This window comes from Nocardia sp. NPDC059195, assembly GCF_042754695.1.
GTDB lineage: Bacteria > Actinomycetota > Actinomycetes > Mycobacteriales > Mycobacteriaceae > Nocardia.
In genome coordinates this window covers 194683-219690 of sequence record NZ_JBHZBG010000009.1, presented here as the reverse complement: position 1 = coordinate 219690, position 25008 = coordinate 194683, and the positions used below count along the sequence as shown (strand labels likewise).

27 protein-coding genes and 1 pseudogene are annotated in these 25008 nt (G+C 65.5%); 17 read left to right on the top strand and 11 right to left on the bottom strand.

Annotated elements, in window-relative coordinates:
- Positions 1–65: 65 nt before the first annotated feature.
- The 4 genes from ACFXKN_RS14730 to ACFXKN_RS14715 all read left to right on the top strand — a co-directional run bounded on the left by ACFXKN_RS14730 (position 66) and on the right by ACFXKN_RS14715 (position 2456).
- Complete coding sequence (locus ACFXKN_RS14730) at positions 66–818, top strand: hypothetical protein (RefSeq protein WP_378942581.1); 753 nt, start codon at positions 66–68, stop codon at positions 816–818.
- A complete protein-coding gene (locus ACFXKN_RS14725; protein WP_378942578.1) occupies positions 815–1144 on the top strand; it encodes a hypothetical protein in 330 nt (109 codons plus the stop codon). Before ACFXKN_RS14730 ends, ACFXKN_RS14725 begins: the two co-directional genes overlap by 4 nt.
- Positions 1144–1947 (top strand): hypothetical protein, encoded by an 804-nt coding sequence (locus tag ACFXKN_RS14720; protein ID WP_379433122.1) that lies wholly within the window; start codon positions 1144–1146, stop codon positions 1945–1947. Before ACFXKN_RS14725 ends, ACFXKN_RS14720 begins: the two co-directional genes overlap by 1 nt.
- 206 nt (positions 1948–2153) lie before the next feature.
- Complete coding sequence (locus tag ACFXKN_RS14715) at positions 2154–2456, top strand: hypothetical protein (protein ID WP_378942570.1); 303 nt, start codon at positions 2154–2156, stop codon at positions 2454–2456.
- 182 nt (positions 2457–2638) lie between these two features.
- Here ACFXKN_RS14715 and ACFXKN_RS14710 read toward each other — a convergent pair whose 3' ends face one another.
- The 4 genes and pseudogenes from ACFXKN_RS14710 to tnpB all read right to left on the bottom strand — a co-directional run bounded on the left by ACFXKN_RS14710 (position 2639) and on the right by tnpB (position 5933).
- Positions 2639–3037, bottom strand: a complete 399-nt coding sequence (locus ACFXKN_RS14710) for a type II toxin-antitoxin system VapC family toxin (RefSeq protein WP_378942566.1) — start codon at positions 3035–3037, stop codon at positions 2639–2641.
- A 98-nt stretch (positions 3038–3135) separates the two neighbouring features.
- Positions 3136–3285 (bottom strand): annotated as a pseudogene (locus tag ACFXKN_RS14705) (type II toxin-antitoxin system Phd/YefM family antitoxin); the annotation flags it as partial.
- Positions 3286–3390: 105 nt separating this feature from the next.
- Positions 3391–4401 carry a glucose-6-phosphate dehydrogenase (coenzyme-F420) gene (fgd, locus tag ACFXKN_RS14700; RefSeq protein ID WP_378942561.1) on the bottom strand — a complete coding sequence of 337 codons (1011 nt, stop codon included), beginning with the start codon at positions 4399–4401 and terminating at the stop codon, positions 3391–3393.
- Positions 4402–4463: 62 nt separating this feature from the next.
- Entirely contained in the window at positions 4464–5933 is a 1470-nt protein-coding gene (gene tnpB, locus ACFXKN_RS14695; protein WP_378942553.1) for an IS607 family element RNA-guided endonuclease TnpB, read from the bottom strand.
- Positions 5934–6176: 243 nt separating this feature from the next.
- Here tnpB and ACFXKN_RS14690 point away from each other — a divergent pair, with 243 nt between their 5' ends.
- The 5 genes from ACFXKN_RS14690 to ACFXKN_RS14670 all read left to right on the top strand — a co-directional run bounded on the left by ACFXKN_RS14690 (position 6177) and on the right by ACFXKN_RS14670 (position 9425).
- Positions 6177–6935 carry an HAD-IIA family hydrolase gene (locus ACFXKN_RS14690; protein WP_378943232.1) on the top strand — a complete coding sequence of 253 codons (759 nt, stop codon included), beginning with the start codon at positions 6177–6179 and terminating at the stop codon, positions 6933–6935.
- A 77-nt stretch (positions 6936–7012) separates the two neighbouring features.
- The gene (locus tag ACFXKN_RS14685; RefSeq protein ID WP_379433121.1) at positions 7013–8104 is read left to right on the top strand and encodes an LLM class flavin-dependent oxidoreductase; all 1092 of its coding nucleotides are present in this window, start codon (positions 7013–7015) and stop codon (positions 8102–8104) included.
- A 52-nt stretch (positions 8105–8156) separates the two neighbouring features.
- Positions 8157–8777, top strand: a complete 621-nt coding sequence (locus tag ACFXKN_RS14680) for an FMN reductase (protein WP_378942540.1) — start codon at positions 8157–8159, stop codon at positions 8775–8777.
- A 30-nt stretch (positions 8778–8807) separates the two neighbouring features.
- The gene (locus ACFXKN_RS14675) at positions 8808–9140 is read left to right on the top strand and encodes a hypothetical protein (RefSeq protein ID WP_378942534.1); all 333 of its coding nucleotides are present in this window, start codon (positions 8808–8810) and stop codon (positions 9138–9140) included.
- Positions 9141–9164: 24 nt separating this feature from the next.
- Positions 9165–9425 (top strand): hypothetical protein, encoded by a 261-nt coding sequence (locus ACFXKN_RS14670; RefSeq protein ID WP_378942531.1) that lies wholly within the window; start codon positions 9165–9167, stop codon positions 9423–9425.
- A gap of 25 nt (positions 9426–9450) precedes the next feature.
- Here ACFXKN_RS14670 and ACFXKN_RS14665 read toward each other — a convergent pair whose 3' ends face one another.
- Both ACFXKN_RS14665 and ACFXKN_RS14660 read right to left on the bottom strand, forming a co-directional pair.
- Complete coding sequence (locus tag ACFXKN_RS14665; RefSeq protein ID WP_379433120.1) at positions 9451–9903, bottom strand: MarR family winged helix-turn-helix transcriptional regulator; 453 nt, start codon at positions 9901–9903, stop codon at positions 9451–9453.
- Positions 9900–10520, bottom strand: a complete 621-nt coding sequence (locus ACFXKN_RS14660) for a DJ-1/PfpI family protein (RefSeq protein ID WP_378942518.1) — start codon at positions 10518–10520, stop codon at positions 9900–9902. Before ACFXKN_RS14660 ends, ACFXKN_RS14665 begins: the two co-directional genes overlap by 4 nt.
- Before the next feature lie 121 nt (positions 10521–10641).
- Between ACFXKN_RS14660 and ACFXKN_RS14655 the strand changes: the two genes are divergently transcribed.
- Both ACFXKN_RS14655 and ACFXKN_RS14650 read left to right on the top strand, forming a co-directional pair.
- Positions 10642–10860 carry a hypothetical protein gene (locus ACFXKN_RS14655; protein ID WP_378942514.1) on the top strand — a complete coding sequence of 73 codons (219 nt, stop codon included), beginning with the start codon at positions 10642–10644 and terminating at the stop codon, positions 10858–10860.
- Positions 10861–10872: 12 nt separating this feature from the next.
- Positions 10873–11970 (top strand): SPFH domain-containing protein, encoded by a 1098-nt coding sequence (locus ACFXKN_RS14650; protein WP_378942508.1) that lies wholly within the window; start codon positions 10873–10875, stop codon positions 11968–11970.
- A gap of 54 nt (positions 11971–12024) precedes the next feature.
- Here the strand turns inward: ACFXKN_RS14650 and ACFXKN_RS14645 are convergent, their stop codons facing one another.
- On the bottom strand, positions 12025–12531 hold the full coding sequence (locus ACFXKN_RS14645; protein WP_378942499.1) for a nitroreductase/quinone reductase family protein: 507 nt from the start codon (positions 12529–12531) through the stop codon (positions 12025–12027).
- A gap of 182 nt (positions 12532–12713) precedes the next feature.
- Between ACFXKN_RS14645 and pta the strand changes: the two genes are divergently transcribed.
- Positions 12714–14792: a phosphate acetyltransferase gene (pta, locus tag ACFXKN_RS14640; protein ID WP_378942494.1), complete on the top strand. Its 2079-nt coding sequence runs from the start codon at positions 12714–12716 to the stop codon at positions 14790–14792.
- Positions 14789–15988 carry an acetate kinase gene (locus ACFXKN_RS14635; protein WP_378942491.1) on the top strand — a complete coding sequence of 400 codons (1200 nt, stop codon included), beginning with the start codon at positions 14789–14791 and terminating at the stop codon, positions 15986–15988. Before pta ends, ACFXKN_RS14635 begins: the two co-directional genes overlap by 4 nt.
- Before the next feature lie 59 nt (positions 15989–16047).
- On the opposite strand, the gene ACFXKN_RS14630 is transcribed toward ACFXKN_RS14635, so the two are convergent.
- From ACFXKN_RS14630 to ACFXKN_RS14620, 3 genes are read right to left on the bottom strand one after another with little or no spacing between them, the layout of a single operon-like run.
- Positions 16048–18759 carry a tetratricopeptide repeat protein gene (locus tag ACFXKN_RS14630; protein ID WP_378942482.1) on the bottom strand — a complete coding sequence of 904 codons (2712 nt, stop codon included), beginning with the start codon at positions 18757–18759 and terminating at the stop codon, positions 16048–16050.
- A 5-nt stretch (positions 18760–18764) separates the two neighbouring features.
- A complete protein-coding gene (locus tag ACFXKN_RS14625; protein ID WP_378942477.1) occupies positions 18765–19718 on the bottom strand; it encodes a glutamate ABC transporter substrate-binding protein in 954 nt (317 codons plus the stop codon).
- On the bottom strand, positions 19718–21199 hold the full coding sequence (locus ACFXKN_RS14620; RefSeq protein ID WP_378942473.1) for a hypothetical protein: 1482 nt from the start codon (positions 21197–21199) through the stop codon (positions 19718–19720). The genes ACFXKN_RS14625 and ACFXKN_RS14620 overlap by 1 nt, the downstream gene beginning before the upstream one ends.
- Before the next feature lie 128 nt (positions 21200–21327).
- Between ACFXKN_RS14620 and ACFXKN_RS14615 the strand changes: the two genes are divergently transcribed.
- Complete coding sequence (locus tag ACFXKN_RS14615; RefSeq protein ID WP_378942469.1) at positions 21328–21966, top strand: NUDIX domain-containing protein; 639 nt, start codon at positions 21328–21330, stop codon at positions 21964–21966.
- A gap of 46 nt (positions 21967–22012) precedes the next feature.
- On the opposite strand, the gene thiE is transcribed toward ACFXKN_RS14615, so the two are convergent.
- Positions 22013–22756, bottom strand: a complete 744-nt coding sequence (thiE, locus tag ACFXKN_RS14610; RefSeq protein ID WP_378942464.1) for a thiamine phosphate synthase — start codon at positions 22754–22756, stop codon at positions 22013–22015.
- Positions 22757–22920: 164 nt separating this feature from the next.
- On the opposite strand from thiE, the gene thiO reads away from it, so the two are divergent.
- Genes thiO through ACFXKN_RS14595 form a run of 3 tightly spaced genes read left to right on the top strand, consistent with a single transcriptional unit; the run spans position 22921 to position 24975 of the window.
- Positions 22921–24012 (top strand): glycine oxidase ThiO, encoded by a 1092-nt coding sequence (gene thiO, locus ACFXKN_RS14605; protein WP_378942458.1) that lies wholly within the window; start codon positions 22921–22923, stop codon positions 24010–24012.
- The gene (thiS, locus tag ACFXKN_RS14600; protein WP_358104244.1) at positions 24009–24224 is read left to right on the top strand and encodes a sulfur carrier protein ThiS; all 216 of its coding nucleotides are present in this window, start codon (positions 24009–24011) and stop codon (positions 24222–24224) included. The genes thiO and thiS overlap by 4 nt, the downstream gene beginning before the upstream one ends.
- On the top strand, positions 24217–24975 hold the full coding sequence (locus tag ACFXKN_RS14595) for a thiazole synthase (protein ID WP_378927978.1): 759 nt from the start codon (positions 24217–24219) through the stop codon (positions 24973–24975). The genes thiS and ACFXKN_RS14595 overlap by 8 nt, the downstream gene beginning before the upstream one ends.
- Positions 24976–25008: the final 33 nt, after the last annotated feature.

Genomic DNA, 25008 nt, shown 5'->3' with positions numbered 1-25008 from the left:
GTGACCAAAGGAGGCAGCTTGAGTGTGAGAGAAGCCGGAAATATGAATAAGCGGGGAAACCGACTGTGACACAAGGGTGGTTCAATCATTATGACGACCCCGACGATGAATATTGGGAAGAACAACCCGTCGCCCGGTCGGCTCCCTCGCATCTGGATAACCAGGCGAATCTAGATGGACGGGGGATGGGCAGGGCGTCTACGTCGCCTGCGGACAACGAAGTGAGTGCCAACTCTGAACCTAGGGTTGAAAATCCATTCCAGAAGTCTGCACTAGTTAACGTGCAACTGAACATGGACCGGCTTCCCACGCAGATCAAGATTGGGCGCCAATGGAAGAACCTCTTCGAACCATCGGATTATGGGAAATCGATTATGGATGCTTATATGCACGCCGTATTCGAGAAGGCCTCTCAAGTAGCGGATCCGAGTAGGGTTCTGAGTCGACCGCCGACGCTGAGGCTCGCCGCACCAATTCTTTTGCGAACAAATACATCGGCGGAGTTTCAAGAAATTTACTCTGCAATATTCCAGCCGACGGCGCGCACATTTCATGGGCCTGGTCGGAATAGCAGTGGAATCGTGGGATTGACTGTTACGGCAACCTCTGCCAAACTGATATCGGTCAATATTGATCCTGATTGGGGATATCTGACCGATCCGGATCATATTGCAATCGATATTATAAATTGCTGTAATCGTGCGCGAGCGGGAGCGCCCAAATTGGAGCACAGCGCCGATCTGGATAGCGAAACCGATCAAGCCTTGATTGCTAGAGTGGTCCGTCACGAAAAGCTACTCATGGGGAGTATTGGATGACGAAGAATCTTAAGGTCGAACTCGACGAGCTTGAGAAAGTATCTAAGGTCTGGTTATCTGAAGTATCTCCAGGCCTGAAATCTGCGGCTGGGTCGATCGATGCTTTGAAGTACACGGCTGTGCAGTTTGGTCCATTGTTTATTGGCGCGTGGAGTTCTTACAGCAAAGCGGCCACATATATTCAGGACAGGCTTAGGGAATCGGAACCGGTCGCCGAACAGATTGGCAACGCCTTGCACGCGGCAGTGATCAGCTTCGGCGAACAGCAGGCTGAACAGGTCCAGGCGACAAACCGTCTCGCTGGAGATATGGATTTCTCGATATAATGAGCCCATTTCCGGAATTGACGCAAGAATCCCTGACCACACTTCGTGAGGAGTTTTCGAAAAGTGTAGAGCGACTCGACGAGATGCCTGCCGAGATCAATGAAGGCTTTGATCGAGTTCGTTGGGTAAGCATGGCGACATACTGGGCTCTGACCGACACCCGAGACGAGGTCCAAGAGCAGCTGAAGAAGCTGATCGAGAAGATCAAGGAAGCAGTCGAGGGGATGTTCGCCCCGTGGCTGTTTGTTGACTATGCATCGAAATGGCAGCAGGTAGGTAGCGCAGTCGGGGCCGTTTACGCGAGGCAAAACTCGGAGGAATTCAATCTGGAAGGCAACTGGGACGGAAGTGCGTACAAATCTTTCAAGGAATCGAGGGGGTATCTGGCGGCCGCGATGACCGCGATTGTAACTCTCTGCGAGAGTGTTCATGATGAGCTGTTGACAATCGCTGAGGAGGGACGCGTTCTCTATAAAGCATTGATTGACAAGCTCGCGACGGTCATTTCGGCGGCGGTGGAGTTCGCTGCAGAGTCGGCCTCAACAGCGGGTGCTGCGGTTCCATTCGCTTTGCCGACCGCAAATGCGGCAATTACTGCCGCTGTCGAGTTGGTCGTGGAATTAATTACCAACTTCGCTGAGGTTCAAACGAAGGTTTGGATAGCGTCTAATGAGCTTCAGAATATGATTAGAAGTCCGAGCGGATTGTCTGTTGACGCGCACGGGAATTCTGTGTGGCCCACTCCGAATACGCGTGAGTATAATGATAAAGATGATGGCTGGGAATTGGATGGCGAAGATTAATGTCTAATACGTTTCGAACGGCAATTTGGTTGGCTGTTTCCGTTGCTGTGACATCGATAGTTGCGACCGGTTGCACGTCCACGGACGGTGGCTCCGAAAAGTGTGAAGTCGCGACGGCAAAGCTGGAATCGAAAGAGTTCGAACAAGAGACCAGGAAGGCGATAGATGATTCCGACGCGCTACCTTCGGGCTATTGTGTATACAATGTGAGTATCAATAGAAACGATAAAACTGGCATGCTGGGTGTTAATGTCTATCTGTCAGTGGTCAATTCTCAAGGCAAGCTCGACGATCTGCGGCCAGCGGCGACCGAAGTTGCGCACGTGGTTAAGAAGATGCCCTATAATTCTCCTGTTTCCGAGCTGTACGTTTCAAATTTGACGCCCAAGAATAGTTCGAAAGATTACGCCGGGGTTATCGCCAACGAGTTCTACAAGCAGCCGTGGGACGGCTCGCCGTCACGCGAATCGGAGTTGGCTTCCTGGGTACCGTGGACTGCTAACGGATGAATCGGAGGTGACGGTCCATTGGCCCTTGTTCGACGGCGTAGTTCGCCCTCGGTTGGTTTGGAAGACTTCGAAGATCTCCTTGGCGACCTTGACCACGCGTTGAGCTAGCGTCGTTCGAATGTCCCGAGTCGACCTGTCGAAGGTTCCTAGCTCGGCAGGTCGACGTCGGACTCGTAGATCATCTACTGGACCGGGTCGAAGACCGCGAATCCGAGTTGTCCTGCGACAGTGGCCATGTTCTTGTCGTGGGTTACCACCGTCAGATCTTCCAAGCCGCTGCGCAGCGCAGACGCCAGGTGAATCGCATCGAGTGTTCGGATGTGCGAGATGATCGCTTCGGCTTCGTTCAGAACAGCGTGATCGATCGGAATGACGTCGATGTGGTCGATGATCTGACCTCGGTCGAGTACGGGTAGGCCTTCTCTGCGAAGGACGCGAGTGATCTCGGTGCGCAACAGTCGTGAAGAGACAATCCGGCACTCTTTGTCCGCGGTGGCATTGTCGAACCATCGCGCGGCTTCGATGGAATGTCCCAGCATGATCCGCATGGCTACTGAGGTGTCGAGGTAATAGGCCCTCACCACTCGCCCTTCTCGGACTCGAGGAGTTCGTCGATAGACGCAGCGCTGCGGAGTTCATGCCGGGCGATGGTGCTCGTGCTCGCCCCACCATCGACCGCGCGCCTGATGATCTGGGTGGACGAGACCGCGGGGACGATGTAGCCGACCCGATGGTTGTGGCGCGTCAACTCATAGACCTCGCCCGACTCGACATCGGCGACCATGGCGGACGGATTCTGGCGGAGTTCGCCGACACTGATCGACTTCACGAACTCAGTCTAGCCGAAAATTATCTACTATTGTCTACGGTCCCCGCGCCGCATGCCGAAGCATGCGGCAGACCGGGGCCGATCCTGCTCAGGTCACTCGCGATCTCAGCCCAGCGCGCGGAGGCGGGGTGCCAGGTCGTGCTTGAACAAGTCGAGGAAACGGAGTTGGTCGTGCCCGGGGGCGTGGAAGACCAGGTGGTTGAGACCTGCGTCGAGGTAGGGCTTGATTTGGGCGACGGCTTCGTCAGGGTCGCTGGCGACGATCCAGCGCTTGGCTACCTGTTCGATGGGGAGGGCGTCGGCGGCCTTTTCCATTTCGATGGGGTCGGTGATGTCGTGCTTCTGTTCGGGAGTCAGGGAGAGTGGGGCCCAGAAGCGGGTGTTCTGTAGTGCGAGTTCGGGATCGGTGTCGTAGGAGATCTTGATCTCGATCATTTTGTCGATGTCGGCGACGTTGCGGTCGACCTTCGCGGCGCCCTCGGTGACGGCGGGCAGCAGCTTCTCGGTGTAGAGGTCCATGCCCTTGCCCGAGGTGCAGATGAAACCGTCGCCCGCGCGGCCGGCGTACCTTGCGACCACCGGGCCGCCCGCGGCGATGTAGACGGGGATTCCGCCCTTGGGGACGTCGTAGATGGAGGCGCCGACGGTGTGGTAGTACTCGCCCTCGAAATCGGTGCGCTCGCCAGTCCACAGGTCGCGCATCAAGTTCACCGCTTCGCGCAGTCGAGCGAAACGTTCCTTGAAGTCGGGCCATTCGCCTTTGTAGCCGGTGGCGATCTCGTTGAGCGCCTCACCGGTGCCGACACCGAGCATCACCCGGCCCGGGTACAGGCAGCCCATGGTGGCGAAGGCCTGCGCGATCACGGCCGGGTTGTAGCGGAAGGTGGGGGTGAGCACGGAGGTGCCGAGCTGGATGCGATCGGTGCGTTCGCCGACGGCCGCCAGCCAGGCCAGCGAGAACGGCGCGTGGCCGCCGTCGTGGCGCCACGGCTGGAAGTGGTCGCTGACGGTCGCACTGTCGAGACCGTGCTGCTCGGCGGCGACGCCTAGTTCGACCAGCTCTCGCGGCCCGAACTGCTCTGCCGATGCCTTGTACCCGAGCTTGAGCTCAACCATTCCAGCCACTCCTGTCGTCCGTTGACCGTTGCCTTCTCATGAGCAACCTTTAGTCTGCTCCATCAGGCAGCCTCACCTTGCGGTGAAGCGGTCCCCGCCGAAGCCAACCATAGCTTGTACGGGGTAGACGTTTCACGGCCTCCTGCCTCGCCCGCTCGCGCGGGCTCGGACTTGCGGATGGCTCCACGTCCTGGCACCGACCCACTGCCGGCGCAACCCTGTTCACCCACCCTGGACAGGCGGGTCTCGCCGAGTCGGGCGAGGTTGATCGCGGCATTACGATCACGATCAATCGACAGACCACATGACTCACAGCTATAGACGCGGTCGGCGAGGGTCAGGCTTGGCTTTCGCCCACCACACCCCGAACACGTCTTCGAACTCGGAAACCACCGGTCAGCTTCCACCAGGATCGACCCGTACCAGCGAGTTTTATAGGCCAACATCTGCCGGACCTGAGCGAGGGCCGCGTCAGCGAGCGCCCGGTTCAACCCCTTCTTCCGGGCACCGCCCGCGGACCGCATCCCGGCCGCGTTCAGAGTTTCCACGGTGATCACCTGGTACTGCTGGGCCAGTTCAGTGGTGATCTTGTGGAGAACGTCGCGGCGGACTGCGGCGGCCCGCCCGTGGATACGGGCGATCCGTGCCGTGGTGGCCTGCCACCGCTTCGATGGCCTCCGCCGGGTTTTCGTAACCGGATCATAGGGGCCCTGCTGACGCGCCGCCCGCCGTTGCAATACCCGCAGCCGCGCCTGCATGGCAGTTGAGGGTTTCGGCGCTCGAACACGGGCGACCTCGCAACCGTCAGGGGCCGCGATCACCAGCAGCGCGTCGGCTTTGACCCCGACGTCGACCCCGACCACCGGGTGCGGTGACCGGCGGGCATGCCCGGGACGGGCTTTGGCCGTGACGAGGGTTTGGAATGAGACGTACCAGCGGCGACGCGAATCCTGGGCGAGGGTGGCGGAGAGGATGCGCGCGGTTCCCGCCTCGACCCGGCGGGCGAGTTTGCGGGTCGACTCATGTGTTTTGAGCCGCCCGACCCGTGGAAGGACGATGTGATGGCGGTCGGGCTCGACCCGGATCGTCCCCGTGGTGAATCGAACGGACCGCCGTGACCGGGCCGCGGTTTTTAATCTCGGGAACCCGACCGGTTTACCGGCTCGCAGACCGGTTCGGGAGGCAGTCCAGTTATCGAGCGACCGGGCGAGGCCATCGAGTCCGGTGTTGTAGGCCTCTTTCGAGTTCTCCGCCCACCACGGCGCGTGCTCGTGTTTACGCTGGTTCCATATTTTGCGGAGTCCGGGTAGTGACCAGCCGATCGACGGGGTCAGTTCGGTCTCGGAGATCCCGTAGCTGCGTTCAGCGGAGCGTTGGTCGATCACCGCTTTGACCAAGGTGAGCATGTGGTTGAACGCGAACCTGGATGCACCGCAATGTGATCGGAGTACCGGTTGTTGTCGTGGGGTGGGGTCGAGCGCGAATCGGTAGGCCTGCATCGTCCATCCGTCGGGGATGTCGAACCTAGCCATCAGCGATCAACCCCCTCCCTCTGAGTTTCGGTGTCGCTCACCAACACCGACCACCATGCCATAGCGGTATGACATGTTTCGATCCATGCCAGCGATCAGGCCGCGATAGTGCTGCTGCTTGCGGCTGTTCGACCAGATTGCAGCTGAACACGAGCGCTGTTTCGTCTCCCACCACGCCAGGTTTTAGCGGACAATTAACTGGTGACCACCAAGGATGAGCAGATCTTGTCGTACCTGACCGACATGGACGGCGTGCTGGTGCACGAGGATCAGCTGATCCCCGGCGCCGACGAGTTCCTCGCCGATCTGCGCGCCAACGAGATCCCGTTCCTCGTGCTCACCAATAACTCGATCCGCACCCCCCGCGACCTGCAGGCCCGCCTGCGCCACACCGGCCTCGACATCCCCGAGGAGTCGATCTGGACCTCGGCGCTGGCCACGGCGACCTTCCTCGACGACCAGCGCCCCAACGGCACCGCGTATGTGGTCGGCGAATCAGGCCTCACCACCGCGCTGCACGAGATCGGCTACGTGCTCACCGATAGCGATCCCGACTACGTGGTGCTCGGCGAGACCCGCACCTATTCCTTCGAGGCCATCACCACCGCGATCCGCCTGGTCGATCGCGGCGCCAAGTTCATCGCCACCAACCCCGACGCCACCGGCCCCTCCCGCGACGGTGTCCTGCCCGCCACGGGTTCGGTCGCGGCCCTCATCACCAGGGCCACCGGTAAGGAGCCGTACTACGTCGGCAAGCCGAATCCGCTGATGATGCGCTCGGCGCTGCGCCGGATCGGCGCGCATTCCCAGTCGACGGTGATGATCGGCGACCGGATGGACACCGACGTGATCGCGGGACTCGAGGCGGGCCTGCGCACGGTGCTGGTGACCTCGGGTATCTCGACGAAGTCCTCGGTGGAGGCCTACCCGTTCCGGCCCACGATGGTGGTGGACTCGGTGGCCGACCTGATCGGCCGGACCCGCCGCCCGTTCGCCGAGTAGCCATGTGAGCCGCGTCTCACCGGAATAGGTTCCCGCCCTCCCTGGTTATAGTTGCCATGGCAACCAAAGGAGGGCCCGTGCAGTTCGGAATCTTCAGCGTCGGCGATGTGACCACCGATCCCACCACCGGCCGCACCCCTACCGAGGCCGAGCGGATCAAGGCGATGGTCGCGATCGCGCAGAAGGCCGAAGAGGTGGGTCTGGATGTGTTCGCGATGGGCGAGCACCACAATCGGCCCTTCGTACCGTCCTCGCCGACCACGATGCTCGGCTACATCGCGGGCCGTACCGACAGCATCATGCTGTCCACCTCGACCACGCTGATCACCACGAACGACCCGGTCAAGATCGCCGAGGACTTCGCGATGCTGCAGCACCTGGCCGACGGCCGGGTCGACCTGATGCTCGGCCGCGGCAACACCGGCCCGGTCTATCCGTGGTTCGGCAAGGACATCCGCGACGGCATCCCCCTGGCCATCGAGAACTACGCTCTGCTGCATCGGCTTTGGCGTGAAGACGTGGTGAACTGGGCAGGCAAGTTCCGCACGCCGCTGCAGTCGTTCACCTCCACGCCGCGTCCGCTCGACGACGTGCCGCCGTTCGTCTGGCACGGGTCGATCCGCAGCCCGGAGATCGCCGAGCAGGCCGCCTACTACGGTGACGGCTTCTTCGCCAACCACATCTTCTGGCCCACCGACCATTTCAAGCGGCTCATCGATCTTTACCGCCGCCGCTACGAGCACTACGGCCACGGCAGCGCCGACCAGGCCATCGTCGGCCTCGGTGGACAAGTGTTCCTGCGCAAGAACTCTCAGGACGCGGTTCGTGAGTTCCGCCCCTACTTCGACAACGCGCCCGTCTACGGGCACGGCCCGTCGCTCGAGGATTTCACCGAGCAGACCCCGCTCACCGTGGGTAGCCCGGAGCAGGTGATCGAGAAGACGCTCACCTTCCGCGAGCACTTCGGCGACTACCAGCGCCAGCTGTTTCTGGTCGACCACGCCGGACTCCCGTTGAAGACGGTGCTCGAGCAGCTCGACCTGCTCGGCGAGGAGGTAATCCCGGTGTTGCGCAAGGAGTTCGCGGCTCGACGCCCGGCGCACGTCCCGGACGCGCCGACGCACGACTCGCTGCTCGCCGCCAAGACCATGGCGGAGGTCAGTGCGTGATATCCACACCGCGCCGCGCACTCGGCGGCCCGCACACAACGGAGGTGATCTCATGACAACCCGTATCGCCGTGGTGTCGGCAGGGCTTTCGCAGCCTTCGTCGACACGTTTGCTGGCCGATCGATTGGCCGCCGCGGCAGCACGCGAGCTGCGTGCGAAGGGCTCCGAGGTCGAAGTGGACTTCGTCGACCTGCGCGATCACGCTCGCGATCTCGCCGACAACCTGCTCACCGGGTTCCCGGCGCCGGCCCTGCGAGCGGCGATCGACAAGGTCGTCACCGCCGACGGCCTGATCGCCGTGACGCCGATCTTCAGCGCCTCCTACAGTGGCCTGTTCAAGACATTCTTCGATGTGCTGGAACCGGATTCGCTCGCCGGGATGCCGGTGCTGGCCGGCGCGACCGGCGGCACCGAGCGTCATTCCCTGGCGCTCGAGCACGCGGTGCGCCCACTGTTCGCCTACCTGCACTCGATCGTCGTGCCCACCGCGGTCTACGCGGCCTCGACCGATTGGGGCGCAAACGGCGCCGACCAGGCGCTGAACAACCGAATAGACCGCGCGGCAAACGAATTCAGCGCGCTACTGCTCGGCAGGACCGCCAGCCGCCCGACCGATCCCTATGCCGACACGACCCCGTTCGAAGAACTACTCGCAGCAAATCTCTCCCACTGATGGAGGATCGGCGGGTGAGACTGCCGATAAATGGTATTGCATTATCCATTAAAGGTAGTACCATTAATCATGCAGATCACGATCTTGGCCAGCGCTACCAAACACGGCATCGACGCTGCCGAGATCACCGCGATCATGACCTATCCGATCCTGCGCGTAGCCATCCGCGCCCGTCGCGACGATGCTGCTTTGGTGCTGCACATCGGTGCGCTTGCAGACAGTGAACCCCATATTGAAGTAATCGCCGATGTGGCACCGCCGATACCGGTCGTCTTCCACGCGATGATGCTGCGCCCGTCCTTGGTCGCACAGATCGGTATCGGTCACCTGTTCGAACCGAACTACGCGCACCAGCGCCGCTGACGTTCGCCCCAGAAAGGAAAGCCGATGCCTGACTACGAAGCGATGGCAGACGACTACGCGGTCAATCCGCCGACCGCCGATGAAGTTCTCTCGGTCGAGATCGTCAACCCTGCCGCACTCAAGCGAGGTCGACCGCGCAAGGATGAGGGTCGGGGTGGCCGCACGCCGACCACCTCGGTACGCCTGGCCGATGGGATGCGTACTCGCCTTAGTCGACGTGCGCAAGCCGACCACGTCGGCGAGGGCGAAGTGATCCGCCGTGCACTGGATGCCTATCTCGGTTAGGGCAATCCGGACGACAGACGCGGCCCTACGCTTTGTCGTCAGCGATCACGTCGAGTGCCGCGGAGAGTCTCGTGAGCGCCGCGACGGTGGCTGCGAACTCCGTGGGTCCGAGTTCGTCGACGAGGCGATCCGCGATCTTCGCATGGTGCGGATCGATGCGCTGCACCGCCGCACGGCCGGACGCTGTCGCGACGACCAATTTGGCCCGGCGGTGCGCCGGGTTCGGCCGGTATTCACAGAGACCGTCGCCGACCAGCAGGTCCGCGATGCGCTGCACACTCTGGCGAGTGATGCCCATCGCGCGGGCGATACCAGCGACCGGCAGTGGTTCGGTGAGCACCGCGCCGAGCACCTGCCAGCGGGCGGCGGTGAGCCCGGCTGGCGCGGCCAATTCCTCAGCGATGGCGAGGAATTGGCCGTTGAGGCGAAACGAGGTGATGGCCGCGGTGGAGAACAGTTCTTGTTCGCCTTCTTTCATTCGGTGGCCTCGTATCCGGCGAGCACCGCGTACCCGGCCGGATCCTTCTGCGCGAACAGTGCGTACCACGCGTCGAGAACATGCGGCTCGTAGAGATCGAGGCGGGCGAAGATCTCGCGGGCGAATTCGAAGGGGGACATGGCATCCGCGGTGATCACATCGCGGTCCGTGACGGCAGGGGCGTCGACGTAGTGGTCGGCGCCCGAATAACCGCTGTAGACGAGATATTCCGCGACGTTGCTGGTGTGCGCGCAGTCGTCGAGCAGGCCTTCCTTGGCGAGCCCGAAGGTGGCGCCGCAGATTCCCGCGACCGGAACGCCCGCCTCGACAAACTGTCTCGCCTTGTGCGCGAAGGCATTCAGGTCATCGCCCTCCCACAGGTCGGCGCCGGGCAGGATCAGCATGGCACTGTCGGCGGGGTCTATATCAGCGATGGCGAGGTCTGGAGTGATGCGCATTCGGCCGATCGTGGTGATCGGCTCGGTGGTGAGACCGACCGTTTTGACCTCGAACGTTCCCGGCTCCCGATGCCACTCGCCATTGGCGATGTGCGCGGTGGCGGCACCGACCTCCCAGTCGGCGAGGGTGTCGTAGACGGCTACGTGAACTGTTTTCATCGGCATGACAGTATGGTGTCATATTTGACAGAATGCTGTCAATAAGAATTTTGCTACCCGCTTATAGCCGACGCTCCGTACTCTGACGGCATCCGGTGCGAGACAGGGAGGTTCACCCGCGATGACCGATTCCGTGCAGGGCATGACGGGCACCATCACGTCACCGATTCGGGAGGCGGGCGCACTGGGTGAGGTGCTGGTGTCGATTCGCGGGGGCACTGAGCTCTACCTCGCCCGAGCCGACGAGCCGATCGCCGCCTGGACCACCGTGTTGATCGTCGCGGTCCACCCGGGTCGCCTGGTCGACGTGGTCACTTGGATTCCGCTTCCCTCTGAATGAAAGGGGCCCGCCATGCTGGGCTATCACGTTCCCGATCCCGACGAAGCCATGCTGGTCAGTGGCGCCAAGACCAAGGACGACACCCCGTTCAAGGTGGTTATCGGGCGCGGCACCTGGGTGGTGCCGCTGTTCCGGAAGGTCCGCTACCTGTCGCTGGCCATGTTCGAATCCGAGATCCGCGAGCGCTGCGTCACCAAGCAGGCCATCCAGCTCGATGTGCGTGCGGTGATCGCGTTCAAGGTCGCCAACGACACCCAGTCGATTGTCAATGCGGCACAACGCTTCCTGTCCGAGCAGGAGCAGGAGATGTCGGTGCTGACGGGCCGCATCTTCTCCGGTCACCTGCGCTCGATCGTCGGCTCGATGACGGTCGAGGAGATCATCCGCGAACGCCAGAAGCTGGCCGACGAGGTACTCATCGCCTCCAAAGTGGAGATGAGCAATATCGGCCTGTGGGTCGACTCGTTCCAGATCCAATCCATCGACGACGGCAACCTCGGCTACATCAATGCCCTGGCCGCACCGCACAATGCGGCGGTCCAGCGCGATGCCCAGATCGCCCAGGCCCAAGCCTCCCAGCGCTCCGCCGAAGCCGAACAGGAATCGCTGCGCCGTCGCGCCGAATACGAGCGCGAAACCTCGATCCTCAAGGCCCAGTACCAGCGCGATATCGACAAGGCCAATGCCGAAGCGGCACAGGCGGGCCCGCTCGCCGACGCCATCGCCAGGCAGGCGGTCCTGCACGCCCAGGCTGAGCAGGCCCGCAAGAACGCTGAACTCCGCGAACAGCAACTTCAGGCCGAAGTGGTGAAACCCGCTGAGGCAGAAGCGGAACGGGTCCGCATCCTCGCCGTAGCCGAGGCCGACCGTACCCGTATCCAGGCCGAAGCGGCTGCGTCCAACAACCGAATCGCGTTGGACCAGATGCTCATCGAGCAACTCCCCGAAATCGTCAAGCAGGCCTCCCACGGCCTGGCAGGCGCCAATCTCACCGTTCTCAACGGCCCCGACGGCGTCGGTGAATTGCTCAACGGCATGGTCGGCCAGGGCCTGACGGTGTTCAACTCCCTGCAGAAGGCACTGGCGAACGGCGAGGTCGACAAGGTCTGAATCACCTCGGGTTCGCTGTCTTCGACCCGGTTCAGTAGGACGAGTCGCGGGTCCTTATGCCCGGCGCAGGGCGAACATGCGCAGGTTGCGGGTGGTGCGATCGCGGTAGGCGGCGTAGGCGCCGGTGATGTCGATGAAGCGGGCGAAGATCGCGTCCTTGTCCGCGTCGGGGATCGGGGTTGCGGTGACCGGGATGCGCTCGCCCGCGATGGCGACGGTGGCTGACGGGTCGGCGAGCAGGTTGCCGGTCCACGCCGGGTGGTGTTGCTGGCCGAAGTTGGAACCCACCACGTAGAGAGCGTCGCCGTCGTGGACGTAGAGCAGTGGCTGGGTGCGCGCGGCCCCGGACTTGCGGCCGGTGGTGGTGAGCAGGATCACCGGGGCGCCGATCGGGCCGAGCACGGTGTATTTGGCATCGGTGCGTTCGAGCAGGGCCCGGTCGAGTGGGGTGATCGTGCGGATCAGCCAGGAACCCGGCTTGGTCGCGGCGAAACGGTTGGCTGCGCGGGACAGGGGATTGGTGCGCGAACCCCACTGCCGATCCGGGAACTGCGATGTCATGGGGCGGACTATAACGCGACAGATCGCACCCGGATCCGGGGACTGAGTGTCATTTTGGCGGACTATAGCCCGACAGATCGCACCCGGATCCGGGGACTGAGTGTCATTTGGGCGGACTATAACGCGACCGATCGGACCCCGCCGAGCCCCTGAATCGCCGCCGATTCACTAAGCTCGCGAGCATGGTCGAACAAGCGCCGTCCACCGTGTACATCGCCTCACCGGAGGGTGACACCGGAAAATCGACGGTGGCACTGGGTGTCCTCGGCATGCTGTGCGCGACCACCGCACGCGTTGGCGTGTTCCGTCCGATCACCCGCTCCACCGACGAACCCGACTACATCCTCGAACTGCTGCTCGAGCACAGCACCGCCGATATCAGCTACGAACAGGCGATCGGCGTCACCTACGAGGACGTGCACCGCGACCCCACCGCCGCGATCAGCGACATCGTGATGCGTTTCCACGACGTCGCCAAGGCCTGCGACGCGGTGGTGATCGTCGGCAGCGACTACACCGACGTCGCCAGCCCGAGCGAACTGCGCTTCAACGCCCGCATCGCGGTGAACCTGGGCGCGCCGGTTCTGCTGGTCGTTCGCGGTGCCGACCGCACGCCCGGCGAGGTCAAGCAACTGGTCGAACTGTGTACCACCGAGCTCACCGCCGAGCACGCCCACCTGGTCGCGATCGTGGCCAATCGCTGCGTTCCCGACGAACTCGACGAAATCGCCACCACCCTGGCGGGTTTCGAGGTGCCGTCCTGGACGCTGCCCGAAGTGCCGCTGCTGATGGCGCCGACCATGGGCGAGCTGTGCGAGGCGATCGACGGCGAAATCTACAGTGGCGACCCGGAATTGCTGCAGCGTGAGGCGTTGCGCATCATGGTCGGCGGCATGACCGCCGAACACATCCTGGAGCGACTCTCCGACGGTGTGGTGGTGATCGCGCCGGGCGACCGCTCCGATGTGTTGCTGAGCCTCGTGAACGCCCATGAGGCAGAAGGGTTCCCGTCGCTGGCAGGCGTGATCATGAACGGTGGCCTTCGCCCACACCCGGCGATCGCGCGGCTGATGGAGGGCTTGCACCCCAGGCTGCCGATCCTGGCCACCGAGCTCGGCACCTACGACACCGCCAGTGCCGTGCACCGCACCCGCGGCCGCATGTGGGCGGGCAGCCCGCGCAAGGTCGACACCGCGTTCGCGCTCATGGAACAGCGTGTCGACGCGCCGGAGCTGTTGCGGCGCATCCAGGTTCCGTCCTCGGCGGTCGTGACACCGCAGATGTTCGAATACCGGCTGATCGAACGCGCCCGCGCCGATCGCAAACGCATCGTGCTGCCAGAGGGCGACGACGACCGCATCCTTCGCGCGGCCGGACGGGTGCTGCAGCGCAAGATCGCCGACCTCACCATTCTCGGCGACGAGACCTCGGTGCGGGCGCGTGCCGCCGAGCTCGGTGTCGACATCGCCGCCGCCCAGGTGATGGACCCGCGCACCTCGGGCCATCTCGACGAATTCGCCGCCGAGTACACCGAACTGCGCAAGCACAAGGGCATGACGCTCGAGCGTGCGCGCGAAACCATGGCCGACATCTCCTATTTCGGCACCATGATGGTCTACAAGGGGATCGCCGACGGCATGGTCTCCGGTGCCGCGCACACCACCGCGCACACGATCCGGCCCTCGTTCGAGATCATCAAGACGGTGCCCGGTGTCTCCACGGTGTCGAGTGTGTTCCTGATGTGCTTGGCCGATCGTGTTCTCGCCTATGGCGATTGCGCGGTGGTGCCCGATCCCACCTCGGAGCAGCTGGCCGATATCGCGGTGTCCTCGGCGGGCACGGCGGCCCGGTTCGGCATCGACCCCAGGGTGGCGATGCTGTCGTACTCGACCGGTGCGTCCGGCACCGGCGCCGATGTCGACAAGGTCCGCGCGGCCACCGAACTCGTGCGTGAGCGGGCGCCGGAACTGCCGGTGGAAGGCCCGATCCAGTACGACGCGGCGATCGAGCCCTCCGTCGCCTCGGCCAAGCTGCCCGATTCCGACGTAGCGGGCAAGGCAACGGTTTTCGTCTTCCCCGACCTCAATACCGGCAACAACACCTACAAGGCGGTGCAGCGTAGCGCGGGCGCGGTGGCGATCGGTCCGGTGCTGCAGGGTTTGCGCAAGCCGGTGAACGATCTTTCACGCGGCGCGCTGGTCGCCGACATCGTCAACACGGTGGCGATCACCGCCATTCAGGCACAGGGAGATGGCAAGTGAGCGACCTGGTACTGGTGCTGAACAGCGGCTCTTCGTCGATCAAATACCAACTGCTGCACGCGGTCTCGGCGGAAGTCCTGGCCTCCGGGCTGGTCGAGAAGATCGGTGAGGCGCACGGCGGGCGGATCGTGCACGAGGCAGGCCCCGTCAAACTCGACTACGACGGGCCGATACCCGATCACAAAGCCGGTCTGCTGCGGGCGTTCGAGATGTTGTGCGAGACCGGCCTCGACCTGACCACGATCGGAATCGGCGCGGTCGGGCACCGGGTGGTCCACGGCGGCGAGGTGTTCTGGGAGCCGACCCTGATCACCGACGACGTGCTGCACGCCATCGACGAACTGTCGGTGCTCGCACCGCTGCACAATCCCGCCAATGTGGTCGGCATCGAGTCCACGCGAGAGCTGCTGCCCGGCATTCCCCAGGTCGCGGTCTTCGACACGGCGTTCTTCCACACCATGCCCGACGCCGCCAAGACCTATGCGATCGACGCGAAACTCGCTGCGGCCCACGGTATTCGCAAGTACGGCTTCCACGGCACCTCGCACCAGTACGTGTCGGAGAAGGCCGCGGAATTCCTGGGTAGGCCGACCGAAGAGCTGAACCAGATCGTCTTCCACCTCGGCAACGGCGCGTCCGCGTCGTCGATCCAAGGTGGGGTCGCGATCGACACCACCATGGGTATGACCCCGCTCGAAGGTCTCGTGATGGGGACCAGGCCGGGCGATCTGGATCCTGGTGTCACGCCGTATCTCATGCGGGCGGCCGATCTGGATGTGAGTCAGGTGGAGCAACTGCTCAACCGCGATTCCGGCCTCAAGGGCATGAGCGGGGTCAACGACTTCCGTGAATTGCAGCAGCTCATCGATGGTGGCGACACTCAGGCGAAGCTCGCCTACGACGTCTACATCCACCGCCTGCGCCGCTACCTCGGCGCCTACCTGGTGGAACTCGGCACCGTCGACGCCATCATCTTCACCGCGGGTGTGGGTGAGAACAGCCCGGCGGTGCGCGCCGACGCCCTGGCCGGACTACAGGCGCTCGGCATCGAAGTCGACCCGACCCGCAACGAGACGAGAGCCCCTGGCATCCGCCGCATTTCGCCGGACTTCGCCCCGGTGACGGTGCTGGTGGTACCAACCAATGAGGAACTGGCTATCGCCCGAGCGGCCAACGAACTGGTCGCTAACACCTGAATTCGGTAGGTGTCAGTGCGGTTCCCAGGCCGAAACCCGCGGCGCCAGCCGCCAGAATCTCAGAACCAGGATTTGGGGCGCAGCGAGTTGGCCAGGTCGACGAGGGCGTAGCGGTGGGCTCGGTGCGGAGCGTTGCGGGCGAGGGAGCGCAGGCCCGATTCGGTGCCGTCGCGCAGTTCGCGTTCGGCGAAGCCGCGCCCGAACAGCTTGGCGTCCTTGCGTTTCGGCGTGTTCCCGGCCTGTAGCCAGGCCAACGCGGTGCCCTGGACCAGGGTGCGCATGAGAGTGGCCCGGTGCTCGCCGGGACCGATGGACTGAGCGCGCGAGGCGGCCAGGCGCAGGATCTGCTCGTCGAGGTCGGCGACGGGGGAGCTGGTGAGTAGCAACAGGATTGCCGTGGTCTGGGCGGTGGTGAAGTGGCGGGACGCGGCGGGCACGTCATCGAGCGCGTGCACCGCTTCGCCGACTCGCCCCGCCACCGCCAGCTGCCTGGCCAGGCCGAATGCCGCGCTCACCACGGCCCGATCGGTGCGCCACACGGTGTCGTAATAGCGTTGCGCGAAGCTGCGCCACTGTTCGGGCGCGTCGGAATCCCAGTGTTGCAGAATGAGTTCCGCGGTGGCGGCCAGCGCCAGTTTGGGTGCGATCTCACCGGGCAGCACCCGCAGCACCGCTTCGAACGAGGCGAAGGCGGCCTCGTAGTCGAGTTCGAGCAGATACGCCTGACCGGTGAACCAGTCCGTGCGCCAATCGGATTCGTTGGGCACCCGTTCGAGCAGGTGCAGTACCGCCGCCGACTCGCCCAGTTCCAGCCGCGCTCGCGCCTCGGCGAACAGCAATTCGCCCGCCAGGGTATCGGGGGCGTTGTCGGGGTCGGCTTCGGCCCGCTCGCGGGAATCGTGCAGCGCCTCGAGCACCCGTTCGGGTTCCGGGTTGGCGGTCGCGGCCAGCAGCGGGGCCGACGGGTCGGCGGGGTCGATCAGTGGAATCGGGAGTGCGGCAACCACATCGCCGGAATCGAGCAGCGGTGAGCGACCGGCACCGTCGAGATAGGCGTCGGTCTGGCTGATCAGTTCCTCGGTGCCGAAGCTGGAGCGCTGTGGACTGAACACTGTGGACAGCTGTGGATGTTCGGTGCCGGTGTCGTAGGCGAGGATCTCGCGCAGCACACCGGCCAGCTGTGCCGACATCGCCCGCGCCGACGGAAACCGCTGTGCCGGATCGGGATCGGTGGCGGTGAGCAGGAATCGGTGGAAGAACTCGTAGCGGGCAAGCAGCGGTTCGTCGGCGGGGTCGGGGATGCCGTCGAGGTAGCGGCCGTGTTCGCTGGGCAGCGCCAGCGTGAGTGCGGCGATCGTGCGGCCGACGGTGTAGACATCGGAGGCGGGTGTCGGGCCGGTCCGGGCGATCTCCGGAGCCTGGAACCCTTTGGTGCCGTACAGGTTTCCGTAGGCGTCGATGGTGGCGACCGCGCCGAGGTCGATCAGCTTCACCTGGTCCTCGGTGACCATCACGTTGTCGGGCTTGAGGTCGTTGTAGGTGAGGCCGATCGAATGCAGATGTTCCAGCGCGGGCAGGATCTCCAGCACATAGGCGATGGCCTCGGCCAGTGGCATCTGCTCACCGCGGGGCCTGGCATCGAGAATGTCCCGCAGCGAGTGGCCGCCGACGTACTCCATCACGATGTAGCCGATCGAACCGTCACCGGCGGTGTGCTCGACGAAGTTGTGGATCTTGACGATGCTCGGATGCGCCACCTCGGCCAGGAATTGCCGCTCGGCCACCGCGACGGCCTGCGCTTCGGCGTCACCCGCGTGCAGCAGCCCCTTGAGCACCACCCATCGATCGCTCACATTGCGGTCGATGGCCAGATAGATCCAGCCGAGTCCGCCGTGCGCGATGCACCCCTGGATCTCGTACTGCCCGGCGACCATATCGCCTTCGTGCAGTGACGGCCGGAAATCGTAAGCGGCTCCGCAGGTTTCGCATTCACCGCTGGTCGACGCGGCCCGCGCCGGCGTGGAACGCCCGACCGGATTGCTACAGCGCCAGCAGTAGCGCCGACCCTCCGACACCATCGGATCCGTCAGCACAGCGGCACGCGGGTCGGCCGGGGTCACCGTCGGAATCGGCACCAGTCCGGCCCCGAGCCGTCGGGTAGGCCGCGAACGCGCCGTTCGCACACTGCGCCCCGACCGGGTACTCCCACCGGTCTGCGGCGTGGAGGGCCAGGATTCGGTCGCCTGCGTGCCAGGTGGTTCGGTGCGCTGAGCGGCCTCGGTCGCCGCGTGCGGCGCGGTGATGGGGGCGCGCGGTGCGGCTTCGGTCGGCGCGTACGGCGCCGGGGCACGCTGGGCGGCTTCGGTCGCCGCGTAGGCCGCGGACTCGCTGCCCGCTGTCACGGGTCGACTCGCCCGCTGGGTAGCGAGATCCGCATGCTGCGAAGTCCTGGCGTCGTCGGAATCCCCGCCCGAGCGCTGGGCGGCGCCGGACTCTTTCGCGCGCTCGGTGGCATCGGTCGACGGAGTCTGGTCGCGGCTGCTCGCCTGCTTTCTGGCGAACTCCGCGGCGGCCTCGGCGGTGAGTTTGGGCAATGGCCGGGTCTCGTCATCGGCAGGCAGGGTCCACCCACCGGGCAGCGTGCCCGGCCGCTGACGCTGGGTCAGCTGAGTGGGCTCGCGCCGTTCCGGGTCATGCGGTGCCGACTCATCACGTGGCTGCGCTGCCGGATCGCCATGCCGTGGTTCATCATTCGGAGAAGTCGTGCTCATGGCCGTCAGTCCTGGTACTTCGGGGCGGGTGGGCTCGGTGTCTCGCCGAGGGTCGCGAGCCAGCGGCGGTGGATGCGGGTCCAGGTGCCGTCGTTGCGGATGCGATCCAGGGTGGCGTTGACGAAACGCACCAGGTCGTCGTCGCCCTTCGGGATGCCGATGCCGTACGGTTCGGCGCTGATACTGCCGCCGACCACCTCGGTGTAGGGGTCCTGGGCGGCCAGGCCGGCCAGGATCGAGTCGTCGGTGCTCACCGCGTCGACCTGGCGTTGCTGCAGGACCACCAGGCAGTCGGCCCAGGTCGGGACCGTCAGAATCGTGGCGGCCGGCTGGTCGCGGCGGATGTGATCGAGCGAGGTGGTGCCGCGCACCACGCACACGCGCTTGCCCGCCAGGTCTGCGAGGCCGTCGATGCCGGAACCCTTCACCGCGAGCACCCGCTGATCGGCCCGCAGATACACCGTCGAGAACGCCACCCGCTGACGTCGTTCGCAGGTGATCGTCATCGTCTTCGCGATCAGGTCGACGGTGTGAGCCTGCAGCGCCCGCTCGCGCTCTTCCGAAGCGAGACTGCGGTATTCGATCAGATCGGGGTTGCCGAGCAGGTCGCGGGCGATCTCGCGGGCGATGTCGGCGTCGAAGCCGACGATCCGACCGCTGAGCGGATCGCGGAAGCTGAACAGATTGCTGCCCGCGTCGAGTCCGACCACGAGCCTGCCGCGCGCGCGAATGGCATCGATCGTCGGGCCTGCGGCGGTGCTCGGCCGCAGGCTCGCGGTCGGATCGCCGCACTGCGCGCCGCCGGTGGGGGGTACGGGGGTGTCGGTGCCGATCGGAATGGCCTTGGCGGGTAACGGCGGTTCGGAATAGACGCCACGCTCATCGGGCGCGGGCGTGCTGTCGGAGCAGCCGACGAGCAGCCCGGCCAACACCAGCGCCGCGAGGACGCGCCCGCGCATCACCGGTACTCCCGCAGCCGCGGCCACAACCCGAGCGCGACGCACGCCGCCGCCGCGATCCCGAGCACGAACGCGCCGGGGGCGAGGAACGAGAGCACGTCGGTCGCTTGTGAGACCTTGGCACGCAAGGTATCCCGGGTCACCGCGCCCGCCTTGTCGAGTGCTCGGTCGAGGGCGTCGACCTGGGCGGCCGAATCGGCGGCGCTCGGACCGGTGGCCACGGCCGCCGCACCCATGAAATCGCCACGCTCGAGTGTGTCGTTCATCCGCTGATGGGCCGACTGCCAGCGGGTCAGCGCGGCGCGCGCGTGCGCCACCTCGTCGCGCGCGGGGGCGTCCTCGGGATAACCGGCGAGCAGCTCGGTGAGCCGGGCGGCATTGGTATCGAAAGTACGGTCGTAGTCGCCGGTCGCGTCGCGGCGCACCAGCTTCACCATTTCCGCTGATCTGGCTTGCTGCACCAGGATTCGGCTCTCGGCCAACCGGGCCGACGGCACCGCTCCCTCGTCGCGGCAGCGAATCATCGCCACCGCGGAGACCGAACCGGCCGCCACCGTCCAGATCAGCGTCAGTGCCAGCGCGCCGGTGCCGATCAGCAGGCCCATATTGAAGAACCGGCGCGAGCGCCGTGCCAGCTCGACCTGCACCCAGATCAGCGCGCCGAGTGCCACCACCAGCAGCAGGATCGCCGTCCACGGTGGCTGCACGTGCCGGTACTGCGCGGCGGTGACCGCGTCGAAGCGATGGTCTTCGAGCTCCTCGGCCATCGGCAGCAACCCGGTCTGCATCTGATGCGATGCCTCGCTCAGATACGCCGCGCCGACGGGATAGCCGTTGCGATTGTTCACCCGCGCGGTCTCGATCAGCCCGCTGTAGACGGGCAGGCCGGTCGCGATGCCGGTGCGCAGGCGGCGATCGGCGCCCGACGGGTCGGCCGCCTCCGCATCGGAGATGTGGCCGGCCTGGGTCACCAGCTCGGCGGCGGCTTCGCCGATGGCCTGGGTGTAGCGGTCGCGCACCGCTTGTGGTTCGAGTCCGCCCGCGATGAACGCGGTGCCTGCGGCGGCGTCGGCGATCGAGAGCGAGGTGTAGAGGTGGTTGGCCGAATGCGCGTCGGGTTCGGTGTCGTCGAGCAGGACGCCGAGAGCTTGCTGACGCTCACTCACAGTCGTCGAAGTCACCGCGCCCGCGATCACGCACAGCACCATCAGGACCAGTCCGGCGGCAACCAGGCGCCCCGGCGAGGAGTGCGCGAAACTGCGCAAGCGGGCGGGCTGGAACTGCGCGCGCAACGCTCTGACGTCGGGCGCGGGGGGTCGATCGACGGGCGCAGCCGGTCGACGCAACGGCGCCCAGCGCGGTGTCACCGGCGCGGCCCCGCCCGTCGCGGAGGGCTCCACACCCGTCTTGGCCTGCGATGACGGGCGAACACGGACGGCCGCCACCTCCGTCGAGGCATTGCGATTCCCCGGTTCGACCATCGTTCACCTCCCGGCGCTGTTCGTGCACACCTACCTGTGCGGAGTTTATTGTGGGCGTACGGGTAGCGCAGCCCCTCACATACCCCCGAAGCGGTTGCTGTTCGGCTGCTCGGAGGAAAGAGTATGGGATGCGCGGCGATGGCGACGGCTGGTACAAGAGCCCTGATGGGGTCAAGCACTGGGGCAAGTTCGGTGCGGCGGGGCTACTGCTGCGCGCACCGTTGCCCGGTGGGGGGTCGGCGGTGCTGTTGCAGCACCGGGCGCCGTGGAGTCATCAGGGCGGTACCTGGGCGCTGCCCGGCGGGGCGCGCGATTCGCACGAGTCACCCGAGCACGCGGCCGTCAGGGAGGCTGAGGAAGAAGCGGGCATCACCGCCGATGATCTCCGGGTTCGCGCCGAGCGCCTCACCATGACCGCCCCGAGCGGCTGGACCTACATCACTGTCATCGCCGACGCCGACAAGCCGCTGCCCACGGTCGCCAACAAGGAGAGCGCCGAACTGGCCTGGGTCCCCGAGGACGAGGTCGCCGACCTGCCGTTGCACCCCGGCTTCGCGACCGCGTGGACCGAACTGCGAGCGGTGCCGCTGCGCGTACGCCTCGAGGCCGACACCGAACTCGCCGACGCGCTACCCCGCACGATCGAACTGCCCGACCAGGGGTTCTTCTGGTTGCACACCCGTGTCGACGGACCGGGCATCGAGATCGTCCTCGACGCGGATGCTCCCGATGGCCCCGCCCTGACCCGAGCCGACATCCTCACCTGAGCGCCGGTTCTGTCCGATCGCGAGCGCTGCGGAGAGGCGAGCGGTGTCAATTCGCGGCGAGTAGCGCTTGCTTGAGCTCACGGGCTGCGGCCTCCGGGTCAGCCGCCTCGGTGATCGCCCGGACCACGACCACACGGCGGGCACCAGCGCCGAGCACCTCGGGCAGCCGCTGCCCGTCGACCCCGCCGATGGCGAACCACGGCAGCGTCGGGTGCGATTCGGCGGTCGAGCGGAGGAAGTCGACGCCTGCGGCTTGGCGGCCGGGCTTGGTCGGCGTGGTCCAGATCGGGCCGGTGCAGAAGTAGTCCAGGTGGCCGTCGATGGCGGCCAGTCCTGCCTGGTTGCGGTTGTGGGTGGAGCGGCCGATCACCACATCGGGGCCGACGACGCGGCGGGCATACGCCGGCGGAAGGTCACCCTGGCCCAGGTGCAGCACGTCGGCGCCCGCGGCCAATGCGATATCGGCGCGGTCGTTCACCGCGAGCAAGGCGCCGTGTCGGCGGGTCGCGGCCTTGATCTCGGCGAGCGCGCCCAGTTCGGCCTTGGCCTCGAGCGGACCGAATTCGGCCTCGCCCGGCGACCCCTTGTCCCTGAGCTGCACGATATCGACGCCACCGGCGAGCGCCGCATCGACGAATCGGGCCAGATCGCCCTTCTCTCGCCGTGCATCGGTGCACAGATACAGCAGCGCGCTCGACAGGCGCTCCCGGGGCGGGACAGAACGGTTCGGATGGGAGGACTGCACGATGTCGACGGTAGTCGCGCTACCGTTGAGACGCGAGCGCCGCATGCCCAGTACCGCGGCTTCGGCCACTGCGGAGTCAGCGCGCGGCCGCCCCGAACTCGACTGATCTTCAGGTCGCGACGAAGGCGTCACGGGTGGGAGAGGAAGATCGGGGGAGTAAGCCCGAGAACCCGCGGCAGCAGCCGCTGATCGAGACAGGTAGGAACGCGATGCGAACGCTGGCGGTCGTTGGCGGCGGCGCCGTCGGACTCGCCGTCGCATGGCGAGCGGCCGACGCGGGCTGGGCAGTCACCGTCTATGACCCCGAACCCGCGCGCGGCGCCTCCTTCGTGGCAGGCGGAATGCTCGCCCCCCTGTCGGAAGGCTGGCCAGGTGAGGATCGCGTCCTCGCCTTCGGCGCCGCCGCGCTCGCGGAGTGGCCCGCCTTCGCGGACAGACTGCGCGGGATCTCGGGCGAATCGATGTTCGTGGCCGATGAGACGCTCACCGTCGCGCTCGACGGTGCCGACGCCACCGACCTGCGCACCGTCTCGGACTGGCTGGCCGGTTTCGGCCACGACCTGCGAGTGCTCGACCGCGCGGGTGTCCGCGCACTGGAACCCGCGCTCGCGCGCACCGTCCGAGCGGGCCTGCACGCGAAAACCGAACCCGCCATCGACAACCGGCGGGTCCTGCGTGCGCTCCAGTCCGCCTGCGCCGCGGCAGGTGTCGAGATCCGCACCGAATCCGTTGCCGCACTGGATGATCTCCCGCACGACCGGATCATCCTCGCGGCGGGCGCCCGCTCCGCCGAGCTCTGGCCGGGCCTACCGGTGCGTCCGGTGAAGGGCGAGATCCTCCGGTTGCGTCGCAGGCCCGGCGTCAGTCCGGCGCCGACAAGGGTGATCCGCGCCCGAGTTCACGGCAGGCAGGTCTACTTGGTTCCCCGCGAAGACGGAATCGTCGTCGGTGCAACACAATACGAAGCGGGCTTCGACACCACTGTCACCGTCGGTGGGGTCCGTGACCTGATCGCCGACGCCGAGACCATCCTGCCCGGCATCGCCGAATACGAACTGGCCGAAGCGAATGCGGGTTCGAGGCCGGGAACCCCCGATAACCTCCCGCTGCTCGGCCACCTCGACGACCGGGTCATCGCCGCCACCGGGCACGGCCGCAACGGCATGCTCACCCTGGCGCTCACCGCGGCGGTCGTGCCCGCGCTGCTCGACGGTGCGACGCCCGCGGTTGTCGAAGCCGCTTCACCCCAACGTTTTCCGGCATCGCAGATGCCATCTCTGTCGCAAGGAGGAGTTCGATGACCTCGACCATCCCGATCGGCGTCACCGTCAACGGTGTCGACCACGAGTTCCCCGAGCCGCTCAGCGTCCGCGAGCTGCTGGCAAAGCTCGAATTGCCTTGCCAGGGTGTGGCATTGGCGGTCGACGGTGCGGTCTTCTCGAAATCCCGCTGGGACGAACCGGTCGGCCGCGGCTGGACCATCGAGGTGCTCACGGCGGTGCAGGGTGGCTGAGTCGCCGTTGCGCATCGCCGACAAGGAGTTCGGCTCCCGCTTGATCATGGGCACCGGCGGCGCCGAGAACCTCGCCGTCCTCGAACAGGCTCTGATCGCGTCGGGCACCGAGCTCACCACTGTCGCGATGCGCCGGGTCGACGCCGCGGGCGGCACCGGCGTCCTCGATCTGCTCAAGCGCCTCGATATCACCCTGCTGCCCAACACCGCGGGCTGTCGCACCGCCGCCGAAGCTGTGCTCACCGCTCAGCTGGCCCGCGAGGCCCTCGACACCAACTGGGTCAAGCTCGAGGTGGTCGCCGACGACCGCACCCTGCTGCCCGACCCCTTCGAACTCCTCGACGCCGCCGAAAAGCTCGTCGACGACGGTTTCGTCGTCCTCCCGTACACCACCGACGACCCCATCCTCGCCCGCCGACTCGAAGAAGCGGGCTGCGCCGCCGTCATGCCGCTCGGCTCCCCGATCGGTACCGGTTTGGGCATCGGCAACCCCCACAACATCGAAATGATCGTCGCGGCCGCCGGCGTCCCCGTCATCCTCGACGCGGGCATCGGCACCGCCAGCGACGCCGCCCTCGCCATGGAGCTCGGCTGCTCGGCAGTCCTGCTCGCCACCGCCGTGACCAGGGCAAAGGAACCCGAACTCATGGCATCGGCAATGTCGGCCGCCGTGCGGGCGGGCTACCTCGCCAGGCAAGCGGGCCGCATCCCCAAGCGTTTCTGGGCTCAGGCTTCTTCCCCATCCGTCTAGGGGTCGAAGGTCATCCTCGAGGATGACCCGACT